13 protein-coding genes are annotated in these 20430 nt (G+C 69.4%); 10 read left to right on the forward strand and 3 right to left on the reverse strand.

Going from position 1 to position 20430, the window contains the following annotated elements; all coding sequences use genetic code 11:
• Positions 1 to 13: 13 nt before the first annotated feature.
• Together AB0H43_RS04695 and AB0H43_RS04700 are read right to left on the reverse strand one after the other, a co-directional pair.
• Entirely contained in the window at positions 14 to 508 is a 495-nt protein-coding gene (locus AB0H43_RS04695) for a hypothetical protein (protein WP_359996493.1), read from the reverse strand.
• Positions 505 to 2199, reverse strand: a complete 1695-nt coding sequence (locus AB0H43_RS04700; protein ID WP_359996496.1) for a PHP domain-containing protein — start codon at positions 2197 to 2199, stop codon at positions 505 to 507. Before AB0H43_RS04700 ends, AB0H43_RS04695 begins: the two co-directional genes overlap by 4 nt.
• A gap of 279 nt (positions 2200 to 2478) precedes the next feature.
• Between AB0H43_RS04700 and AB0H43_RS04705 the strand changes: the two genes are divergently transcribed.
• The 10 genes from AB0H43_RS04705 to AB0H43_RS04750 all read left to right on the forward strand — a co-directional run bounded on the left by AB0H43_RS04705 (position 2479) and on the right by AB0H43_RS04750 (position 18624).
• Entirely contained in the window at positions 2479 to 3459 is a 981-nt protein-coding gene (locus AB0H43_RS04705) for a LacI family DNA-binding transcriptional regulator (protein WP_359996499.1), read from the forward strand.
• 392 nt (positions 3460 to 3851) lie between these two features.
• Positions 3852 to 4793 (forward strand): ABC transporter substrate-binding protein, encoded by a 942-nt coding sequence (locus AB0H43_RS04710; RefSeq protein WP_359996501.1) that lies wholly within the window; start codon positions 3852 to 3854, stop codon positions 4791 to 4793.
• A gap of 63 nt (positions 4794 to 4856) precedes the next feature.
• The gene (locus AB0H43_RS04715) at positions 4857 to 6383 is read left to right on the forward strand and encodes a sugar ABC transporter ATP-binding protein (RefSeq protein WP_359996504.1); all 1527 of its coding nucleotides are present in this window, start codon (positions 4857 to 4859) and stop codon (positions 6381 to 6383) included.
• On the forward strand, positions 6380 to 7447 hold the full coding sequence (locus AB0H43_RS04720; RefSeq protein ID WP_359996506.1) for an ABC transporter permease: 1068 nt from the start codon (positions 6380 to 6382) through the stop codon (positions 7445 to 7447). Before AB0H43_RS04715 ends, AB0H43_RS04720 begins: the two co-directional genes overlap by 4 nt.
• A gap of 70 nt (positions 7448 to 7517) precedes the next feature.
• Positions 7518 to 8504, forward strand: a complete 987-nt coding sequence (gene yjfF, locus AB0H43_RS04725; protein ID WP_359996509.1) for a galactofuranose ABC transporter, permease protein YjfF — start codon at positions 7518 to 7520, stop codon at positions 8502 to 8504.
• 164 nt (positions 8505 to 8668) lie between these two features.
• Positions 8669 to 10180 carry a family 43 glycosylhydrolase gene (locus AB0H43_RS04730; protein WP_359996510.1) on the forward strand — a complete coding sequence of 504 codons (1512 nt, stop codon included), beginning with the start codon at positions 8669 to 8671 and terminating at the stop codon, positions 10178 to 10180.
• A 222-nt stretch (positions 10181 to 10402) separates the two neighbouring features.
• Positions 10403 to 11440, forward strand: a complete 1038-nt coding sequence (locus tag AB0H43_RS04735) for a DNA polymerase IV (RefSeq protein WP_359996513.1) — start codon at positions 10403 to 10405, stop codon at positions 11438 to 11440.
• 139 nt (positions 11441 to 11579) lie between these two features.
• On the forward strand, positions 11580 to 12197 hold the full coding sequence (locus AB0H43_RS04740; protein ID WP_359996515.1) for a hypothetical protein: 618 nt from the start codon (positions 11580 to 11582) through the stop codon (positions 12195 to 12197).
• A 106-nt stretch (positions 12198 to 12303) separates the two neighbouring features.
• The gene (locus AB0H43_RS04745; RefSeq protein ID WP_359996518.1) at positions 12304 to 13275 is read left to right on the forward strand and encodes a hypothetical protein; all 972 of its coding nucleotides are present in this window, start codon (positions 12304 to 12306) and stop codon (positions 13273 to 13275) included.
• Between the two features lie 135 nt (positions 13276 to 13410).
• Positions 13411 to 18624, forward strand: coding sequence for a S8 family serine peptidase (locus AB0H43_RS04750; RefSeq protein WP_359996521.1), 5214 nt, complete (start codon positions 13411 to 13413; stop codon positions 18622 to 18624).
• 66 nt (positions 18625 to 18690) lie between these two features.
• On the opposite strand, the gene AB0H43_RS04755 is transcribed toward AB0H43_RS04750, so the two are convergent.
• The gene (locus tag AB0H43_RS04755) at positions 18691 to 20430 is read right to left on the reverse strand and encodes a cellulose binding domain-containing protein (RefSeq protein ID WP_359996523.1); all 1740 of its coding nucleotides are present in this window, start codon (positions 20428 to 20430) and stop codon (positions 18691 to 18693) included.

The raw sequence follows: 20430 nt of genomic DNA on the forward strand, positions 1-20430 counted from the left end.
CACCATCCGCGACTCAGTGGAACGCGCAACATGGCGTCGGATTCGGCACCTCGAACGGCGCGATCCGCCCGTCCGGCGCCGGCATCGCCATCAGCACCAGGCGGCCGTCGGCGTACTGCGGGCGGACGAAGTCCCGGGTGTCGATCAGGGTCTGCGGATCGGGCTGCGGCGACGGCGCGCCCAGGACGCGTACCTCCTGGATCGCGCTGACCGCAAGGACTTCCGCGACCGAGAGCGTCCCCACCAGGGCGCCCACCCCGGGATAGACGACCGCCCGGCCACCCTGGCCGGACTCATGCAGCGCGGCCACCCGCGTGGCGACCTCGGGATCGACGGGATCCGGCCAGGAACCGCCGGCGGACAACGAGACGGCGACCCGCGGATGGTCACCGTGGACGAGGTGGGTGCAGGCGACGAGGTCGGCGAGGCCGAGCCCGGCCGCGGTCTCCCGCAGCCAGTGCTCGGCCTCCACGACGCTCGCGTGCCCCAGGTCGAGGCCCGAGATCATCGGCCCAGCGGGAGGACGAAGATCGGGTTCGTGTAGAACCAGAGGTCCTGCCACGGGTCGGCCGAGCCGACGACGTCCATCGCCGGGCCGACCGGGTCCACCGTGGGCCCGTTGAGGCCGACCGCCGTACGCTTCCCGTCGGTGCCCCGCAGCCGCAGGTAGAACGGCTTCTCGACGTCGGGGAAGGTGTAGGTCAGGGTGACCGTGCCGGTCGACGAGGAGACGTCGAACGACTTGACCACCTTGGTCTTCGGGGTGGTGAAGACGTCCTTGTCGGCCGCCGGGCCGGTGACCTCGCCCGCGATGAGGTCGACGCGAGCCAGCCTGGGCACGAACTGCGCCCAGTTCGAGCTGCTCGCCGGCTTGATCTTGATCTTCACCTGGACGTCCCGGCCGGTACGCACGGCGTACGTGCCGCCGAGGGTCGCGGTGCCGACGCGGACGTCGATGCCGTCGATCAGGCCGCCGTGGTCGACCCACACCCGCCCGGCGCGCAGACCGGCCATGACCGCGGCGTACGAGCGGCGGGCCGCGCCGACGTGCGTGCGGCTGTAGTAGCCGGGCCAGAAGTCGCCGTTGGTGAGGATCGCGGGGCCGCCGTAGACGGCGTCGTTGTAGCGGCCGTTGGCGTTGAAGTCGCCGCCGCCGTTGACCGAGGTGTCGCCGTAGACCGAGTGCGAGTCGGAGTTCGCGGTGATCCACCACGGCTTGCCCTCGGCGAGGAGGCTGTCCCACAGACCGCCGACCGTCGAGGTCATCCAGTCGAAGCCGCCCCAGGTCCGGTAGCTCTCCAGCGGGTAGCCGGGGAACGAGGCCGACGACGGCGAGTTGTCGTAGTAGCCCCGGCCCGAGCCCGGGCCGAGCGGCGACGGGATGCCGGCGGCCTGGTGGCCCGGCGCGCCTTCGAAGCCCAGCGCGATGTGCGGGGCCGCGTCGCGCCAGCCCCGGATCTCGTGCGGCGAGTCGATCCCCTTGCGCGCCGGGTGGTTGGCGAAGAACATCGCGTCCTGTACGCGCTTCTTCGCGACCGCGTCGTTCAGGAAGTTCAGGCCCGCGATGGCGACGGCTTCGTTGGCCGAGGTCGACCCGGTGGTGTTGGTGACCACGCCGTCGAAGGCGTTCTCGAACTCCTTGAGGACGGCGACCTCGTTCTGGCCGGGGTGCACGAAGACCGTGCCGTGCTCGGCGGCCGGGATGTTCCACTCCAGACCCTGGAAGACGAGGATGTCGTCGATCTCGGAGCGGGCGGCGCGGATGTCGGGGTTCACCTTGTCGACGCCGATCTTGGCGTGGGCGACGCTGCCGTGGTCGGTGATGACCATCCAGCCCAGCCCGTACGCGTGGGCGTGCTTGACGTGGTCGATGACCCGGTACTGTCCGTCCGAGCTGTGCTGGGTGTGGATGTGGTGGTCGCCGGCGAGCCAGACGAGGTCGCCCGCCGCACCTTCGTGCTGGTTGTACGCCTCGGCCGAGGTCTCGTTCTTACCACCGGCGAAGGCCGGCGCGCCGACGAGGCCGCCGACGGCCGCGCCCGCGCCGAGCAGGCCCGCCCCGCGCAGGAACGTACGCCGGGAGGTGTCCGACGGCGACAGCTCGGTGTCCGGGATGCTCAGGTCGAGCGCGGCCGGCAGGTCCGAGCCGGTGACCGCGAAGTCGTGCGAGTGATCGTGGTGGTGGTGTCCATGTCCCATGTCTGGGCAATCTCGTCCTCCGGTCGCAACGGAGGTTGACGTCAACACCAAGATCAGGCGAACTTTTCGCAGGTCGGCCGATGACAGAGTGGTCATCGGCCAAATCGGACACCGCTGGAGTGGACCAAGCGGGAAACGGGACGGTAACGGAAGATCCACTTGGGTTGACGACACCCGATGTGAGCGTTAACACTATGGGCGCAACACCCCCGCAACACGTCGTTCACCGAGGGGAATGTCATGGCCGGCGCCCGTTCCAGTCAACCGCGGTCCGCGGTGATGACGGACGTCGCGCGCCTGGCCGGGGTCTCGCACCAGACCGTCTCGCGCGTCCTCAACGACCACACCAAGGTGCGCCCCGAGACCCGCGAGCGGGTACTCGAGGCGATGCGGCAGCTGGACTACCAGCCCAACTCGGCCGCCCGGACCCTGGTGACCAGGCGTTCCAACACGTTGGGCATCGTCACCTTCGACAGCACGCTGTTCGGCCCGGCCTCGATGGTCTACGGGATCGAGCAGGCGGCCCGGGCGGCGGGCTACTTCGTCAGCATCGCCAGCATCAACGCGCTCGGCCGGCGGGCGGTGCTCGACGCCATCAACCGATTGCGCGAGCAGTCGGTCGAGGGCATCGTCGCGATCGTGCCCAAAGACTCGGCGGCCGAGGCGCTCGACGCCGTGCCGGCGGGCATCTCGCTGGTCGGGGTCGGCATCGGGCACACCTCCGGCGTACCGATGGTCGGCGTCGACAACACCGCCGGAGCGGCGATGGCGACCCGGCATCTGCTGGCGCTCGGGCATTCGACGGTGCACCACATCGCCGGGCCGGCCGGGTGGCCGGAGGCGCGCGAACGCCGGGCGGGGTGGCGAGACGCGTTGGCAGACGCCGGCGCACCCGCCCCCGAAGCGCTCGACGGCGACTGGAGTTCCCGGTCGGGCTACGAAGCCGGCCGCCGGCTCGCCGCCGATCCGTCCGTCACCGCGGTGTTCTGCGCCAACGACCACATGGCACTCGGTCTCCTGCGCGCCTTGCACGAGGCGGGCCGGGGCGTACCCGACGGCGTCAGCGTGGTCGGCTTCGACGACATCCCCGAGGCGCCGTTCATGATCCCGCCGCTCACCACGGTCCAGCAGGACTTCGGCGAGGTCGGCCGGCGCAGCATGCAACTGCTGGTGGAACTCGCCACCGGCGATCGCCCGCACGGGCAGATCCTGCTCACCCCCACGTTGCAGGTTCGCGACAGTACGCGCGATCCGCGCTGACTCCCCCGATGACCGTCCCGACGCAGGAGACTCGCCCCGATGAATGAGAGCGCTAACATCGAGGACCGCTGTTCCGGCAGCATTCAGCCGCCGTGTGGGCCGGGCCGCCGGAGGGGACGGCGGTCGGGGTGGGAGTCGACGCCCACCTGACCGTTCCGGCGGCCCGGACCACCGGCTCACCGCCCCATCCCGCCGAAGACGCGCCGCTGAGCAGAGCGGCGAGAACAGAAAGCGGCCGGCGCTGAACCCGCCGGCCGCGTACCACCACCGCACACAGCTCCACAAGGGACAAAGCATCAGCCTGTTTTCGGCGGCCCGGTTTGCCGACCGGGTCCAGCCTTGAAGGAGAGTGAACAGTGTTAAGGAAGTCTACAACCGTCCTGCTAGCCGCCGTGATCGCGGTCGCAGGGCTGGCCGCGTGCTCGAAGAAGGAGCCGGGCGGCGGCAGCGACGACGGCAAGATCACCCTCGGCTTCTCTCAGGTCGGCGCCGAGAGCGGATGGCGTACGGCGAACACGAAGTCGGTGCAGGATGCGGCCACCGCCGCCGGCATCACCCTCAAGTTCTCCGACGCCCAGCAGAAGCAGGAGAACCAGATCCAGGCGATCCGCTCGTTCATCGCCCAGAAGGTCGACGTCATCGCCTTCTCGCCGGTGGTCGAGTCGGGCTGGGACGCGGTGCTCAACGAGGCGAAGGAGGCGAAGATCCCGGTCATCCTCACCGACCGGGCGATCGACTCGCCGGACACCTCGCTCTACCAGACCTTCCTCGGCTCGGACTTCATCAAGGAGGGCAACCTCGCCGGCGAGTGGCTGGTCAAGCAGTACGAGGGCAAGAACGACCCGGTGAACATCGTGGAGCTGCAGGGCAACACCGGCGCCGCGCCCGCCAACGACCGCAAGAAGGGCTTCGGCGACGTCATCGCCAAGGACCCGAAGTTCAAGGTGATCGCCTCGCAGCCCGGTGACTTCACCCGCGCGAAGGGCAAGGAGGTCATGGAGGCGTTCCTCAAGGCGCACCAGGACATCGACGTGCTCTTCGCGCACAACGACGACATGGGTCTGGGCGCCATCGAGGCGATCGAGGCGGCCGGGAAGAAGCCAGGCGTCGACATCAAGATCATTACGATCGACGCGGTCCACGACGGCATGCAGGCCCTGGCCGACGGCAAGATCAACTTCATCGCGGAGTGCAGCCCGCTGCTCGGCCCGCAGCTGATGGAGCTGGTCAAGAAGGTCAAGAACGGTGAGAGCGTCGAGAAGCGCATCGTCACCAACGAGACCACCTTCACCCAGGAGCAGGCCAAGGCCGCGCTCCCCGAACGCAAGTACTGACCGGTCAGGCGCGGGCGGGGCGGCCACGTCCCGCCCGCGTACCGGAGATTGGGAGTAGCGGCCATGAGCCAACCGGTCCTCACCATGACCGGGATCAGCAAGCAGTTCCCCGGCGTACGGGCTCTCGACGCCGTCGACTTCCGGCTGTTCCCCGGCGAGGTGCACGCCCTCATGGGCGAGAACGGCGCCGGCAAGTCCACCTTGATCAAGGTGCTCACTGGGGCGTACAGCATCGACTCCGGCGACATCTCGCTCGCCGGGCGGCCGGTGCGCTTCGGCAGTCCGCTGCAGGCGCAGCAGGCCGGGGTCAGCCCGGTCTACCAGGAGATCAACCTCTGCGCCAATCTCTCGGTCGCCGAGAACATCTTCATCGGCCGCCAGCCGCGCCGGCTCGGGCGCATCGACTGGGCGGCGATCCGGCGGCGCTCCCGCGAGCTGCTCCGGAGGCTACGGCTCGACATCGACGTGACCGCCGCGCTGGGCACCTACTCACTGGCCGTGCAGCAGATGGTCGCGATCGCCCGCGCCATCGACATCGAGGCCAAGGTACTCATCCTCGACGAACCCACCTCCAGCCTCGACGCGACCGAAGTCCAGCAACTCTTCGCGGTGATGCGAGAACTGAAGGACGAAGGCGTCGCGATCCTGTTCGTCACGCACTTCCTCGATCAGGTCTACGAGATCGCCGACCGGATCACGGTGCTGCGCAACGGCCGCCTCGTCGGCGAGTACCCCACCGCCGAGCTGTCGCATGTGGACCTCGTGACCGCGATGATCGGCAAGGAGCTGACCACCCTCGAACAGCTGGAGGGCGAGCACCGCCCCGAGCTGTCGGCGCTGGAGTCCGGCAACCCGTTCGTCGAGACCATCGAACTGGGCCGCAAGGGCTCCATCGCCCCGTTCGACCTGACGATCCATCCCGGCGAGGTGGTCGGGCTCGCGGGCCTGCTCGGATCCGGGCGCACCGAGGTCGCGCGCCTGCTGTTCGGCGCCGACCGCGCCGACCACGGCCGGCTGCTGCTCGACGGCCAGGCCGTCGCGCTGCGCACGCCCCGCGCCGCGATGGCCCACTCCATCGCGTTCTGCTCCGAGAACCGCCGCACCGAAGGGCTCGTCGAAGAGCTCACGGTCCGCGAGAACATCGTCCTCGCACTTCAGGCGGTACGCGGATGGACGCGCCCGATCCCGCGACGCACACAGGACGAACTGGTCGCCAAATACATCTCGGCGTTGCAGATCCGGCCGGCCGATCCCGACCTGCCCGTGCGCAACCTGTCCGGCGGCAATCAGCAGAAGGTGCTGCTCGCCCGCTGGCTCATCACCGAGCCGAAACTGCTCATCCTCGACGAGCCCACCCGCGGCATCGACGTCGGCGCGAAGGCCGAGATCCAGAAGCTGGTCGCCGGACTGTCCCGCGACGGCCTCGCGGTGCTGTTCATCTCGGCCGAACTCGAAGAGGTGCTGCGGCTGAGCCACAAGGTCGGCGTACTGCGGGACCGTAAGCTCGTCGCTCAGCTGGCCAACACCGACGACCTCGACGCCGACCGTGTCCTGGAGACGATCGCGCACGGATCAGGAGCCGCCGCATGACCAGATTCGCCGCGGCAGCCCGGACCGCCGCGACCCACCGCCTGTTCTGGCCGTCGGTCGTGCTCGCCGTCCTGGTGCTGGGCAACGTCGCGTTCACGCCCAACTTCCTGCACGTCGAGGTACGCGCCGGTCACCTCTACGGCAGCCTCATCGACATCCTGCGGCTGGGCGCGCCGCTGGTCGTCGTCTCGCTCGGGATGACCGTCGTCATCGCCACCCGGGGCATCGACCTGTCGGTCGGTTCGACCATCGCCATCAGCGGCGCGCTCGCCTGCCTCGTGATCAGCGACCAGGGCGACCAGAACTCGGTCGGCGGCGTACTGGTGGCCGTCGGGCTGGCGCTGGCGTTGTCGCTGGTGCTGGGACTGTGGAACGGGCTGCTCGTCGCCGGGATCGGCATTCAGCCCATCATCGCCACCCTCATCCTCATGGTCGGCGGCCGGGGCATCGCCCAGCTCATCACCGACGGGCAGATCATCACCGTCAACAGCGACCCCTATGAGCTGATCGGCGGCGGGTACCTCGCGACCCTCCCCTTCTCGGTGCTCGTCGCCGTCGTCATGATCGCCGTCACCGCTTTCCTGGCCCGGCGCACTGCGTTGGGCGTACTCATCGAGGCGACCGGAGGCAACGCGGAGGCGAGCCGGCTGGCGGGCATCCGGGCCCGCGGCATCATGGTCATGGTCTATCTGTTCTGCGGCCTGTGCGCGGGCATCGCGGGCCTGATGATCAGCTCGAACGTGCACAGCGCCGACGGCAACAACGCGGGGCTGTGGTACGAGCTGGACGCGATCCTGGCCGTCGTGATCGGCGGCACCTCGCTGAGCGGCGGCCGGTTCTCCCTCGGCGGCACCGTGCTCGGCGCGCTCATCATCCAGGCGCTGTCGACGACCGTCTACACCGTGGGCATTCCGCCGGAGACGACGATGCTGTTCAAGGCGGTCGTCGTGACCGTCGTCTGCCTCATCCAGTCCCCCGCGTTCCGGGCCAAGGTCTTCGGGCGGCGCCCACGACCGACCCCGGCGACGCCGTCCGAGCCCGCCAAGATCGAGGTACCCGCATGAACGGCCAATGGACGGTCATCAAACAGCGCAGTCTCCGTCAGGCCAGCGCCGGCCGCAGGACGGTGATCGCATGACTACGATGCCCGTCCGGCAGCGATGGCGGCCGCAGGAGCGGCACATCCCCGTGCTCGCCACGCTGGGCCTGCTCGCCCTGATGTACGGGCTGGGCTCGCTGCGCTACATCGGCTTCAACGACCCGCAGATCATCCTCAACGTCTTCATCGACAACGCGTTCATCCTCGTGGTCGCGGTCGGGATGACCTTCGTGATCCTGACCGGCGGCATCGACCTGTCGGTCGGCTCGGTCGTGGCCCTGACCACGATGCTGACCGCCGTGCTGCTGGAACGGGCGCACTGGCCGGTGCCGCTGGTGATCCTCGCCGGCCTCGCGACCGGTGCGGCGCTCGGCTTCGGCATGGGCTGCATCATCCACTTCTTCGAGATCCAGCCGTTCATCGTGACCCTCGCCGGGATGTTCCTCGCCCGGGGCATCTGCTACGCCATCAGCACGTCGTCCATCCCGATCAACGATCCCTTCTGGACGTACATGGGGACGTCGCTGAAGTTCGGGTCGCTGAAGGTGACCTGGAGCGTCCTCATCGCGGTGGCCGTCGTGATCGTCGCCGCGCTGGTGCTGGCCTTCACCAAGCTCGGGCGCGACGCGTACGCCGTCGGCGGCAACCCGCAGTCCGCGCTGCTCATGGGCCTGCCCGTCGGGCGTACGCGGATCGCCGTCTACACGATCAGCGGCCTGTGCTCGGCGCTGGGCGGGATCCTGTTCACCTTCTACCTGCCGTCCGGCAACAGCCTGCACGCCATCGGCATGGAACTGACCGTGATCGCAGCCGTCGTCATCGGCGGGACGCTGCTCACCGGCGGCACCGGATATGTCTGGGGCACCATGCTCGGCGTGCTGTCCCTGGGCCTCATCCAGACCATCATCACCTTCGAGGGGACCCTCTCCTCATGGTGGACCAAGATGGTCATCGGGATCCTGCTGTTCGTGTTCATCCTGCTCCAACGCCTCATCGCCGCCCGCTCCCCCGCAACCCGTTGACCCCTTCTTGACGCGTTGCCCTCCACCCCTCTCACTAGTTCGATATCAGTAGATTCGCTGATATAGTGGGACGACCACAGCGGTGTCCGGGTAGGCGGCCGGTTTCGGCGGCCTTTCACCGCGAGGCTGTCAGCTTCCGCCTACCCGCCGAAGGATGTGGACCCATGCGAAGTCCCCGCCGCCTGTCCCTGCTCGCCGTGCCGCTGATGGTCCTGGCGAGCCTGGGATTCCCGACGCCCGCCCAGGCGATCGTGACGTTCAGCAGCACCGCCGTGAATCAGAACGGCGGCAACTGCATGGACGTGCCCAACGGCTCGGCCACCAACGGAGTGCAGCTGCTGCAGTACGGCTGCAACTCCGGCACGAACCAGACCTTCACCTTCACCCCGGTGTCCGGAACCACGGACCGATACACCATCAGCACGCTCAACGCCGGCAAGTGCGTCGACGTCTACGGCGCGTCCACCGCGGACAACGCCACGATCATCCAGTGGACCTGCCACAGCGGCACCAACCAGCAATGGCGGCTCACCGCCGTCACCGTCAGCGGCACGGACAAGACGTTCAACATCGTCTCCGTCAGCTCCGGCAAGTGCATCGTGCCGAGCGGTGGTTCCTCCGCCTCGAACACCGGCCTGGTCCAACTGCCGTGCAGCACCGCCACCAGCCGGGTCTGGCGCGTGCCGGCGTACAACGGTGGTGGGACCACCCCGACGCCGGGCACGTTCAGCAACCCGCTGAAGGCACAGGGGCCGGACCCGTGGCTCCAGTACTACAACGGGTACTACTACCTCGCCACGACGACATGGAACCGAACCATCACCATGCGCAAAGCGACCACGCTGCGCGGCCTGGCGAGCGCGACCGACCAGGTCATCTTCAACCTGACCAACCCCAACGGGGCCGGCACCATGTGGGCGCCCGAGTTCCACCTGCTCAACGGACCCAACGGCCAGCGCTGGTATCTGTACTACGTCGCCGGGCGCGAACCCTACGACCTCGGCACCCAGCGCATCCACGTCCTCGAAAGCTCAGGTCTCGATCCGATGGGGCCCTACACCTTCAAGGCGGACCTGCTCGACCCGACCTCGGACAACACCTGGGAACTGGACCCGAGCATCCTGCAGCTCAACGGCAACCTCTACCTGCTGGGGACCTACTACAACGGCTCGCAGCCGATGTTCATCCGCCAGCTCAGCAACCCGTGGACCGCGGCCGGAACCCGGCACCTGCTGTCCACGCCCACCTACAGCTGGGAGACGGTCGGCGGTGCGGTCAACGAAGGCGCCGAAGTCATCCAGCACGGCGGCAAGACGTTCATCGTCTACTCCGCCAGCCACTGCTCCACCCCGGACTACAAGCTCGGCCTGCTGACCTGGACCGGCGGCGACCCGCTCACCTCGTCGTCCTGGGTCAAGTCGGCGAACCCGATCTTCACCCGCAACGACGCCGCCGGAGTGTTCGGGCCGGGACACAACGGGTTCTTCAAGTCGCCCGACGGCACCGAAGACTGGATCGTCTACCACGCCAACTCGTCCGCCTCGGGTGGCTGCGACATGAACCGGTCGACGCGGGCCCAGAAGATCTCGTGGAACGCCGACGGCACACCGAACTTCGGTACACCGGTCGGACTCGGGGTGACGCTGACCGCTCCGTCGGGTGAGCCCACCTCCTGATCCGCCCTTCTGCCGCTTCCGCGGCGGGCTTCCCCGCTGGATCAGGGTTCTGGGTCGAATCTTGCTCCATGATTCGACCCAGAACCCTGATCCGGTGCCGGCGGGCTGCGGCGGCGTTCGGCGTGATCCGGGCGGTCGTGGAGCTTCAGTAGCCGGATCGCAACATCTGAACGTTCGCGAAGTAACACCGCATCCGCCGGATCAAGCAGGAACAATGGCGGTATGGCCGGTTGGGTCCTGCACCTCGACATGGACCAGTTCATCGCCGCCGTCGAACTCCTTCGGCGGCCCGAACTGCGTGGGCGTCCGCTGGTCGTCGGCGGGGACGGGGATCCGACCAAGCGCGGTGTCGTCAGCACCGCCTCCTACGAGGCCCGGGCGTTCGGCGTACATTCTGGTCAACCCCTGCGGACGGCCGCGCGCCGCTGCCCTGACGCCGTCTTCCTGCCGGTCGACCGGGAGGCGTACGAGCAGGCCTCCGCTTCGGTGTTCGCGGCCTTGCGCGAGACCGGCGCGGTGGTCGAGCCGCTGGGCTGGGACGAGGCGTTCCTGAGCCACGCGGCCCTCCAGCGGGTCCGCGATCCGGAGGTGTTCGCGCGCGAGATCCAACGACGTGTACGCCTCGCGACTCGGCTGGACTGCAGCATCGGCATCGGCCAGACGAAGCTGCAGGCGAAGATCGCGACCGGCTTCGGCAAGCCGCACGGCGTGTTCCGGCTGACCGCCGCGAACTGGTTCACCGTGCTCGGCGATCGGGGCACGGACGTCTTGTGGGGTATCGGCCCGAAGACCTCGCGCAAACTGGCCGAGCTGGGTGTCCACACCGTACGCGAGCTGGCCGCGACGAACCCCGCCGAGCTGGCCTCGACCTTCGGACCGGCCACCGCACCATGGCTGTGGCTGTTGGCCAACGGCGGCGACGATTCGCCGGTGACCGGCGAGGCCTGGGTGTCGCGGTCGGCGGGACAGGAACACACCTTTCAGCAGGACCTCGCGGACTGGGCGGACGTACGGGAGGCGGTCGCGCGCATGGCGGCCGATGTCGGACGAGCCGCCCTCGCCGACGGGCGGGACGTCAAGCAGGTCGTGGTGAAAGTGCGGTACGCCCCGTTCCTCACCGAGACGCACGGGCGGACCCTGCCTGGTCAACCGGCCGACGAGGCGGCCATCATGGAGGCGGCGATGACGGCGCTGGACCGGTTCCAGCGTCGCCGCCCGGTGCGGTTGATCGGCGTACGCGCGGTGTTCCGGGCCGAGTAGCGCGCCGGTCCCCTCGCGACGATGATCGGGCCTGACCCCACCGGCGGGCGACCCATAGACATGGCAGAATCACCCCGGGCCGCTATCGGCCTAGACCAGTATTGCTGTCACGTCACCGTGTCCTGGGAGTCCGAAGCTCGTGAGCGTTGAACCCACGTCCCCGCCAGAGTCGGCCAAGAGCTCGTCCTTCTGGACGTCGCTGCCCGGTCTGCTGACCGCCATCGCCGGTCTGCTGACCGCCATCGTCGGCCTCGGCACGTTCATCTATCAGATCGTCGGGTCCGACAAGGACGACTCCCCCGCTGCCGCCGCCGAGACCTCGACGTCCACGAGCCACGTGACCGAGTCGCCGAAGCCCGTGCCGAGCCAGAGTACAGCGACCGGCGGCGGTGGCGACGACCCGCTGTGGCACAACACGATGCTGTTCTCCAACTACGGAATCGACTTCGACCAGGTGCCACCGGTCATCAAGCCGGAATACGGCGGCATGGACACCTACGACGCCGGAGGCAAGATCTCCTCCGCCGGCGGTTCCATGATCGCGAAGTGGAGCGGCGCCGCCGACCCGACGGCCGCCGACTGCGCCGACCTGGTCGCACGCGAGGGCAAGGGCATCTCGGCCAACTCGCCCTCGTACTTCAAGGGAGCCCGGTTCTGCATGACCACGGGCGACTCGAAGTACATCGTGCTCATCAAGTTCGTCAGCGTGTCGGGCGGCGAGGCGAAGATCGACGCGACCATCTGGGCCCCTCGCTGACCCACTCCCCTCCGTCGCGACGGCGCTCAGGTCACGGCCTGAGCGCCACCACCTAGTACGCGGCTCGCGGCCTGCGCGTACGAGGTTCAACCGCTAGCCTGTCGCGATGATCACCCCTGACGGGCCGCTCGACGCCGTCGGTGTCTCGGCCGCCGCCGTACGCGTGTATCGCGCCATGCTGCGTTCGCCGGGCCGCCCGGTCGACGCCGGGTTGGCCGAGGAGGTGGGGTTCCCGGTGGCTCGGCTCGCCGATCTGGTGGGTGAGTTAATGCAGGCTGAGCTGGTCGAGCGCGGCGACGGTGGTCACCGGGCGCGGGATCCCAAGGTCGGGATCGCGGCGCTGGTGCGGGGCCGGCAGGAGGCGCTGGAGCAGGTGTTGCAGGCCGCGTCGGCGCTGGCCGTCGAGTACGCCGAAGGCATCACGCGCGGTGAGCCGAGCCGGCTGGCCGAGGTCGTCGACGGGGAGCGGGCGGCGGTCGACATGATGATGGAGTTGGTGGGGTCGGCGACTCGTGAGGTGGCGGTGCTGGACGCGCCACCGTATGTGGATCACGACGCGTCGGCGAAGGCGGAGGAGTCGGCGTTCGCGCGAAACATCCGCAACCGGGCCATCTACGCGACCGCGGCGCTGGAGTTGCCTGGCCGGTATGACGTGATCATGGCGGCGATCCGGGCGGGGGAACAGGCCCGGACGCTGGCCGACGTTCCGTTGAAGCTGATCGTCGTGGACGGCGTACGCGCGTTGTTGCCGTTGTCGGTGCGGGAGGGTCGCATCCGCAGCGTCATCGTGGTGCATCCGTCGTTGCTGTCGTCCGCGTTGGCGGCGTTGTTCGAGTCGTTGTGGGAGCGGGCCGCGCCGCTGCGACCGGACACTCCGGGGCTGCCGGACGATTTGGATGAGGTCGATCGCGCGCTGCTCACGCTGCTCGGCTCGGGGCTCAAGGACGAGGCGATGGCGCGGCAGCTCGGGGTCAGTGCGCGTACGCTCGGGCGGCGGATCACCCGGCTGCTCGATCGGCTGGGGGCGACGAGCCGATTCCAGGCGGGCATTCAAGCCAGTCGACGGGGCTGGGTCTGACGGTCCTATCAGGGAACTGGCCGACACCGGTCATTGGCGGGGATCGGCCATCCCAGGCTCTAGCGGATCTTCCCGCCGAGGGCGAATAGTCCCACCATGCCGCGAACCCCCAGCGGCCGGGAAGGGACACTCCTCATGTCACGAAAGCTCCTGCGGCGACTGAGTCTGCCGGTCGCCGTGGCCCTGCTGACGACGGTCGGCGCCGTCGCCTCGGCGCCCGTCGCCGCGACCGCCGCCGAGTCGACCGCCACCGTCGACCCGGCCGTCCGGGCCGACCTCTCCGACGACGGCCAGGCCACATTCCTGGTACGCCTCAAGGGTTCCGCCGATCTGTCCGACGCGAAGGCACAGCGTACGCGGGCCGGCAAGGCGAAGGCGGCGTATCAGGCGCTGACCGAGCACGCCGCGAACAGCCAGCGCGGCCTGCGTGCGCAGCTGGACGACGCGAAGGCCGAGTACACCGCCTTCTGGATCACCGACGAGGTCCGCGTCACCGGCGACGCGACCGTGCTGGCGGCGATCGCGGCCCGGTCCGATGTCGAGGCGATCACCGCCGAGAAGGTGTTCCAGCTCCCGGACACCGCCGCCGTCGACGCGACCGCCACCACGGCCGCCGTCGAGTGGGGTATCGACCGCATCCGCGCCCCGCAGGTGTGGAGCGAGTACGGCACGACCGGCGAGGGTGTCGTCGTGGCGAACATCGACTCCGGGGTCCAGTTCGACCACCCGGCGCTGGCCGCCGCGTACCGGGGCTCGCTGGGCGACGGTCGCTATTCGCACGACTACAACTGGTACGACCCGGCCGGGATCTGCCCGACCGCCGCGCCCTGTGACAACGCCGGCCACGGTACGCACACCATGGGCACCATGGTCGGGGCGGGCGGCATCGGCGTCGCGCCCGGCGCGAAGTGGATGGCCGCCAAGGGTTGCGAGACCGACTCGTGCTCGGAGTCGTCGCTGCTGCTGGCGGGCCAGTGGATCCTCGCGCCGACCGACAGCACCGGCGCGAACCCCCGGCCGGACCTCGCCCCGAACATCGTCAACAACTCCTGGGGCGGCGGGCAGAACGACCTCTGGTACGCCGACATGATCGACGCGTGGCGGGCGGCCGGGATCTTCCCCGTCTTCTCCGCCGGCAACAGCGGACCGGCCTGTGGCACCGCCAACTCGCCGGGCGACGACGCCGACGCGTACGCCGTGGGTTCGTTCACCTCGACGAACGCGATCTCCAGCTTCTCCAGCCGCGGCCCGTCGGTCGCCGGGCTGGCCAAGCCCAACATCGCCGCCCCCGGTTCCAACATCCGCTCGGCGTACCCGGGTGACGGTTACACCGCCATGAACGGCACCTCGATGGCCGCGCCGCACGTGGCGGGGACCATCGCGCTGCTGTGGTCGGCGGCGCCGGCGCTGGTCGGCGACCTTCCTCGGACGACGGAGATCCTCGACTCGACCGCCGTCGACACCGCCAACCTGACGTGCGGCGGCACCGCCGCGAAGAACAACGTGTTCGGCGAGGGCCGCCTCGACGCGTACGCCGCGGTCAGCGCCGCTCCTCGCGGTGAGGTCGGCTCGGCGACCGGCGTCGTCACCGACCCGGCGTCGGGCAACCCGCTGACGGGTGTGACGGTCACGGCGACCTCCAGCGGCACCACCCGCTCGGTGCGCACGCTGGCCGACGGCTCCTACCAGATCTACCTGCCCGTCGGCGAGTACACCGTGACCGCGCACCTCTACGGCCGGGTCGACGCGCAGGCGACCGGTGTCACCGTCACCGCCAACACCCAAAGCCGCCGGGACTTCGCGCTCGCCGCCGCGCCGCAGCACGCGCTGTCCGGCCGGGTGTACGACGTGCTGGGCCGGCCGCTCGCCGGTGCCGCCGTCCGGGTGGCGAACACGCCACTCGACGAGGCGACCACCGACGCCGACGGCCGCTACACCTTCGCCGCGGTGGCCGAAGGGGCGTACGACGTCGTCGCGAGCCCGGCCGCGCCGGTGCTCTGCAACGCGCCGATGTCGCGGTCGCTGACCGTCGGCGCGGCCGCGACGCTCGACTTCGCCCTGCCCAACCGCGCCGACCGCTACGGCTACACCTGCACGCCGTCGCGGCCGGACTGGGTCGACGCGCACGACCGGCTGCCGTTGAAGGGTGACGAGGACGTCGCCACCGTCGCGCTGCCGTTCCCGGTGACCTTCTACGGCGTCGAGCGGAAGACGGCGTACGTGACGACCAACGGTCTGGTCAACTTCGCCGAGCCCCGGCTGGGCGACTACGCCAACACGATCCTGCCCGGTCTGGGCAACCCCAACGGCGTCGTCGCGGCGTTCTGGGACGACCTGATCATCGACGACCGGGCCAAGGTGCAGACCGCGCTCCTCGGCCGCGTGGGTGATCGCCGGTTCGTCGTCGAGTGGGACGACGCGCTGCTCGCCTCGGACGGGCGTACCCGCGTCAGCGCCGAGGTCGTGTTCGCCGAGAACGGCGACATCACGCTGCAGTACCACCAGGTGGGCGGGAACGCCGCCGCCCGGGGTGGTGGGGCGACGATCGGCCTCGAGAACGTCGCGGGCACTGACGGACTGCGTTACGCGTACAACGAGGTCGTGCTCGACGGTGACCAGGCGATCACCTTCACCGCCCCGCTGGGCGCGAGCACCACGAAGGACGCGACGGACCCGACCGGGCCGAGCGAGGCCGAGGTGGCCGCGGCCGCCCGGCGCCTGGACGCGGTCGAGACCACCGCAGAGACGACCGCAACCACCGCCAACACCACGACCACCGGCATGAAGGCGACCGGCCTGGTCGAGACGGTGCGCGGCGTCACGGCGACCAGCGCGCTGCCGGGCGGTGACCTGCTCGTCGTGCACAGCGGCGGGTCGGTCGCGCGGATGACCGCGGCGGGCGAGACCGTCTGGCGGCGCGGCACCGCGTCGCTGCATTCCGACTGGCAGGTCACCAACCTCAGGCCCTGGCAGCCCGAGCCCTACTCGGCCCGGATCTACCTCGGTTACGGCCCGCTGAGCACCATCGAGCCTCAGTCGTACGCCGTGGGCGACCTGACCGGCGACGGAATCCCCGAAGTCGCGTTCCTCGCCGAGGTCGGGGTCTCCCCCTACCGGCCGTTCACGAAGCCGGGCTCGGCCCTGAACACGGGCACGTTCCTGACCGTCCTGAACGGGCAGACCGGGGCGACCCAGTGGTCGGCCCTACTGCCGGCGGCCTACCAGGTCGCCATCGCCGACGGCACCCTGTTGGCGACGGTGATCGCGGGAACGAACACGCAGACGCCGGCCGCGCAGAAGACCGAGCTGCACGGGTGGCGGTTCACCACCGGCATGGCGGTCGACCGCGAGTGGACGGTCTCGACCGGCTCGCGGACGGCGATCTTCGCATCGCTGGCGGCGGCCGGGGCCGGCCAGGTGGCGGCCGGGTGGATCGAGTCGTATCGCAACACCAGCGTGGTCAGCCACACGATGCTGATCGACAGCGTCACCGGCGCGGTTCGCTGGGACGTGACGAACCCGGCGTTCGCCCGCTTCCTGCGAGCCGACACGTCGAGAAATCGCCTGGTGGCCCTGGAGCAGCGCATCGGACTCGACGGCGTCACCATCGCCAGCGGCCGATACGATCTGGTCACCTACGACCTGACGACCGGCGCCCGGACGCTGCGCAGCAGCCGGGTCAACGCCCTGCCGGCCAACCTCCTGGTCGCCGACGTGGCCGGGTCGGCCGCGCCTGAGTACGTCGTCAACGAGGCGTTCTTCGACGGCACGATGTTCGTCAACACCACTCAGACCCGGGCGGTGGACGGTGAGGACGGCGCGACGCAACTCTGGGCTCGCACGGTCAAGCGAACGGCGTCCGGCGGCGACGGTCCGATCTCGCTCGGCCTGACCACCTCGGGGCGTACGGTCGTCGCCGGGCAATGGGAACCCCAGGGGCTTGGCAGCTCCGCCAACCGGACCGGCGACCGGGTGACCTCGGTCGTCGCGATTGACGGCCCCACCGGCACCGTCCGCTGGAGCACCACCGGTGACGTCGGCCAGCCCCTCGTGCTGACCGCGCAGGACGGTCAGATCATCGCGATCGCGCAGAACCAGACCCTGTACCGGTACGCCGCCGGTGGCGGTCAGATCGCCCAGATCACGCCGCTGCTCGGCGACCTCGTGACGGCGGTGCCGGCCGACGTCAACGGCGACGGGGTCACCGACCTCATCGTCGGCGGCGAGTCCCGGGGTGTCTTCGCCCTCGACGGCGCTTCGCTCGGGACGTCGTCGGCCTCGGCGGAGAACCCGAAGGTGCTGTGGCGGCAGGTCACCGCGGGCGCGGTGCACCAGGTGCAGCTGGCTGACGTCAGCGGCGACGGCGTGCCAGAGGTCGTCGTGGCCGCGACGGACGCCGCTCAGGTGCTCGATCCGCACAGCGGACGGGTGCGTACCACGATCGGCGGGGACCATGTCTGGACGGTCACCGCGGGCGACCTCGACGGCAAGGCCGGAGCCGAGCTGGTCGTGCCGACCGACGCGCTGCGGGCGTACGCCGGAGGCGGCGAACGACTGTGGACGCGGCACCCGGCCGACGGCGTGCGCTTCTCCGACGCCGTCATCGCCGACGGCACGGTGTTCGCCGCCTTCAACACCGAGGGCGCGCTCAACGTCGCCGCTCCGGTCGTCGGCGGGATGGCGGTCGACGGTGACTCCGGCGGCCTCCGCTGGGCGGTAACGCCGTCCGCGTTGGACGGCGGCACGATCCGCGGCGCGAGCCTCTGGAACGGCGTGACGATGGCGCCGACCGTGGGTGACGGCAACTCCGTGGTGTTCACCTGGCTGTCCACGCCGGCCGGCTCGAACATCGGCGCCACCTTGATCGACCGGCGCGACGCCCGGACCGGCGCGCGGCTCCAGGCGTTCACCGACGGCGGCTACTTCACCCATCACGCGTACGCCGCCGGCCCGGCCGGGCTGCTGCAGATCCGCAACGCGGCTTTCACGCTAATCACGCCGGACGGCACCGTGTACCACCGCAACCAGTTGCCGTCCCCCTACAGCGGCGGGTTCGCCCGCGGCGTCGGCGGACAGTCACTCGTGGTCTCCGGCAACGAGGGCGGGGCGACCGCGTGGGACGTCTCCATCCTCACGGGGCCGATCAACTATCCCCCGACGCTGGCGAGTGACAGCACCTACACGACCAGCACGGTGGTGATCGCCGATCTGAACGCCGACGGCGTCGACGAGCTGATCGGTCTCACCTGGGACCTCATCGGATTCGACACCGTGGTCGAGATGTCCGGCGGCGGCAACTTCCAGACCAACTCCGAACCGCACGGAATGGTGGTGTACACCCTGTCCTGAGGAGCTGGTGAATGATGGTGGGGCCGCACGCCGGGCGTGTGCGGCCCCACGTTCATGTCGTCGTCCTCAGAGGGTGAGGACGACCGTGGAGATGCTTCGGGCAGCGACGTTCACGCTGACCGTCGAGCCGTTGACGGCCGCCGGCTGACTGGCCGCCGACTGGGTCTGCGACGTGAGGTAGTGCGCCGCCGACGTGATGTTCTGCCCGGCTTGGATCACGGCGTTGTTCACCGCGCTCGTCGACCGGTTGAGGATCACCAGCGTGAGCTTCCCGCCCCCGGCGTAGGCCGTGACCTCCAGCGGCGAGGCCTTCGAACTCTTCGTCACCGCGACGCGCTGGTATCCCGGCCGCACGTACTTCGCGTACTGCGAGAAGGCGTATCCGCGCTTCAGCGGCGCGCCCGCGGTGGTGCCGTAGGCCGCTTCGCCGTCACCGATGAAGGAGTAGAACCGCTTGCCGTACCACCAGATGTAGGCGCTCCAGTTGGCCTCCATCGACCGGTGCACCGTACGCATGATGTCGTCGAGCGTCTCGTTCCAGGCCGCCAGGTTGGTGGGGTCGCCCCAGATGGTCGAACCGCTCCCGTCGGCCGCATGCAGATTCCACTCGGTCATCCACACCGGCTTGTTGTACTGCGCGGCCAGCGGATACGGGCCCAGCCGCCCCGCCGACTCGGTGCCGTACAGGTGACCGCCGATGTAGCCGATGTTGTTGCGGGCGCACGCGTCGTTCAGGGTCGGATCGGTGTAGCTGTAGTTGAGGTTCACCGCTTCGGCGACCAGCAGCTTGGTGTTCTGCACTTTCGCACCCTGGGCGCATGCCCAGGTCGCCAGTTCGGTGCCGCTCCAGTCCATCGAGTCGTAGTCCGGGTGCCAGTCCGGCTCGTTCTGGACCGAGGTGACGTCGATCGGTACGCCTTGCCCGCGCATGTACTGGACGTAGCTGTTCAGATGGTTCGCGTAGTCGTCGTAGTACTCGGGCAACAGCTTGCCGCCGTTGGTCCGGCTGTTGTTGGACTTCCACGCCGCCGGAGCCGTCCAAGGCGACGCCATGATCTTGACGCCCGACCCGTAGGACTTGGCCGTCTTCAAGGCGCTCACCTGAGTCGCCCATTCACTCGAGACCGGCGAGATCCCCGTACGCACGATCGACAGCCCGAACTGGTTGGCCCCGAGCCCGACGAGCGTCTGCGTCTCCGCCGTCGACCAAGCGCTGCCCCAGATCGAGACCGCCGCGCCGAAGCCGTCGATCGTCTGGTACTTCGTGGAGCTGTTCACCGCGATGTCGATTGGTCCAGTGCTCGGTGAGGTAGTAGCCGAGCTGCTCGGCGAGGCACTGGCGCTCGTCGAGGCGGACGCGGAGGCGCTCGCGCTCGGCGAGGTGCCGGTGCCGCCCGTGCAGGCCACCCCGTTCAGCGCGAACGCGGTCGGAGCGGGGTTGCTGCCGGACCACGACCCGTTGAACCCGAAGGACGCCGTGCCGTTGGTGGCGATGGAACCGTTGTAGCTGACGTTCTTGGCCGTGACCACGGCTCCACTCTGGGTCAGAGTGGCGTTCCAGTACTGTGTCACGGTCTGCCCGGCACTGTACGACCAGGTCAGCGTCCAGCTCGTCACCGGATCACCGAGATTCGTGACGGTGACGTTCGCCCCGAAGCCACCCGGCCACTGCGACGACACCGCGTACGCGACCGAGCAGCCGGACACCGCCGCCCCGGCGGGCAAGGCCACCGCGACGGCCGTGGACGTCAGCAGCGCGGCCGCGATCGACGCCACGACTGGGATGGGAATTCTGCGTTTCCTCAT

It is taken from the genome of Hamadaea sp. NPDC050747 (assembly GCF_040654195.1).
Lineage (GTDB): Bacteria > Actinomycetota > Actinomycetes > Mycobacteriales > Micromonosporaceae > Hamadaea.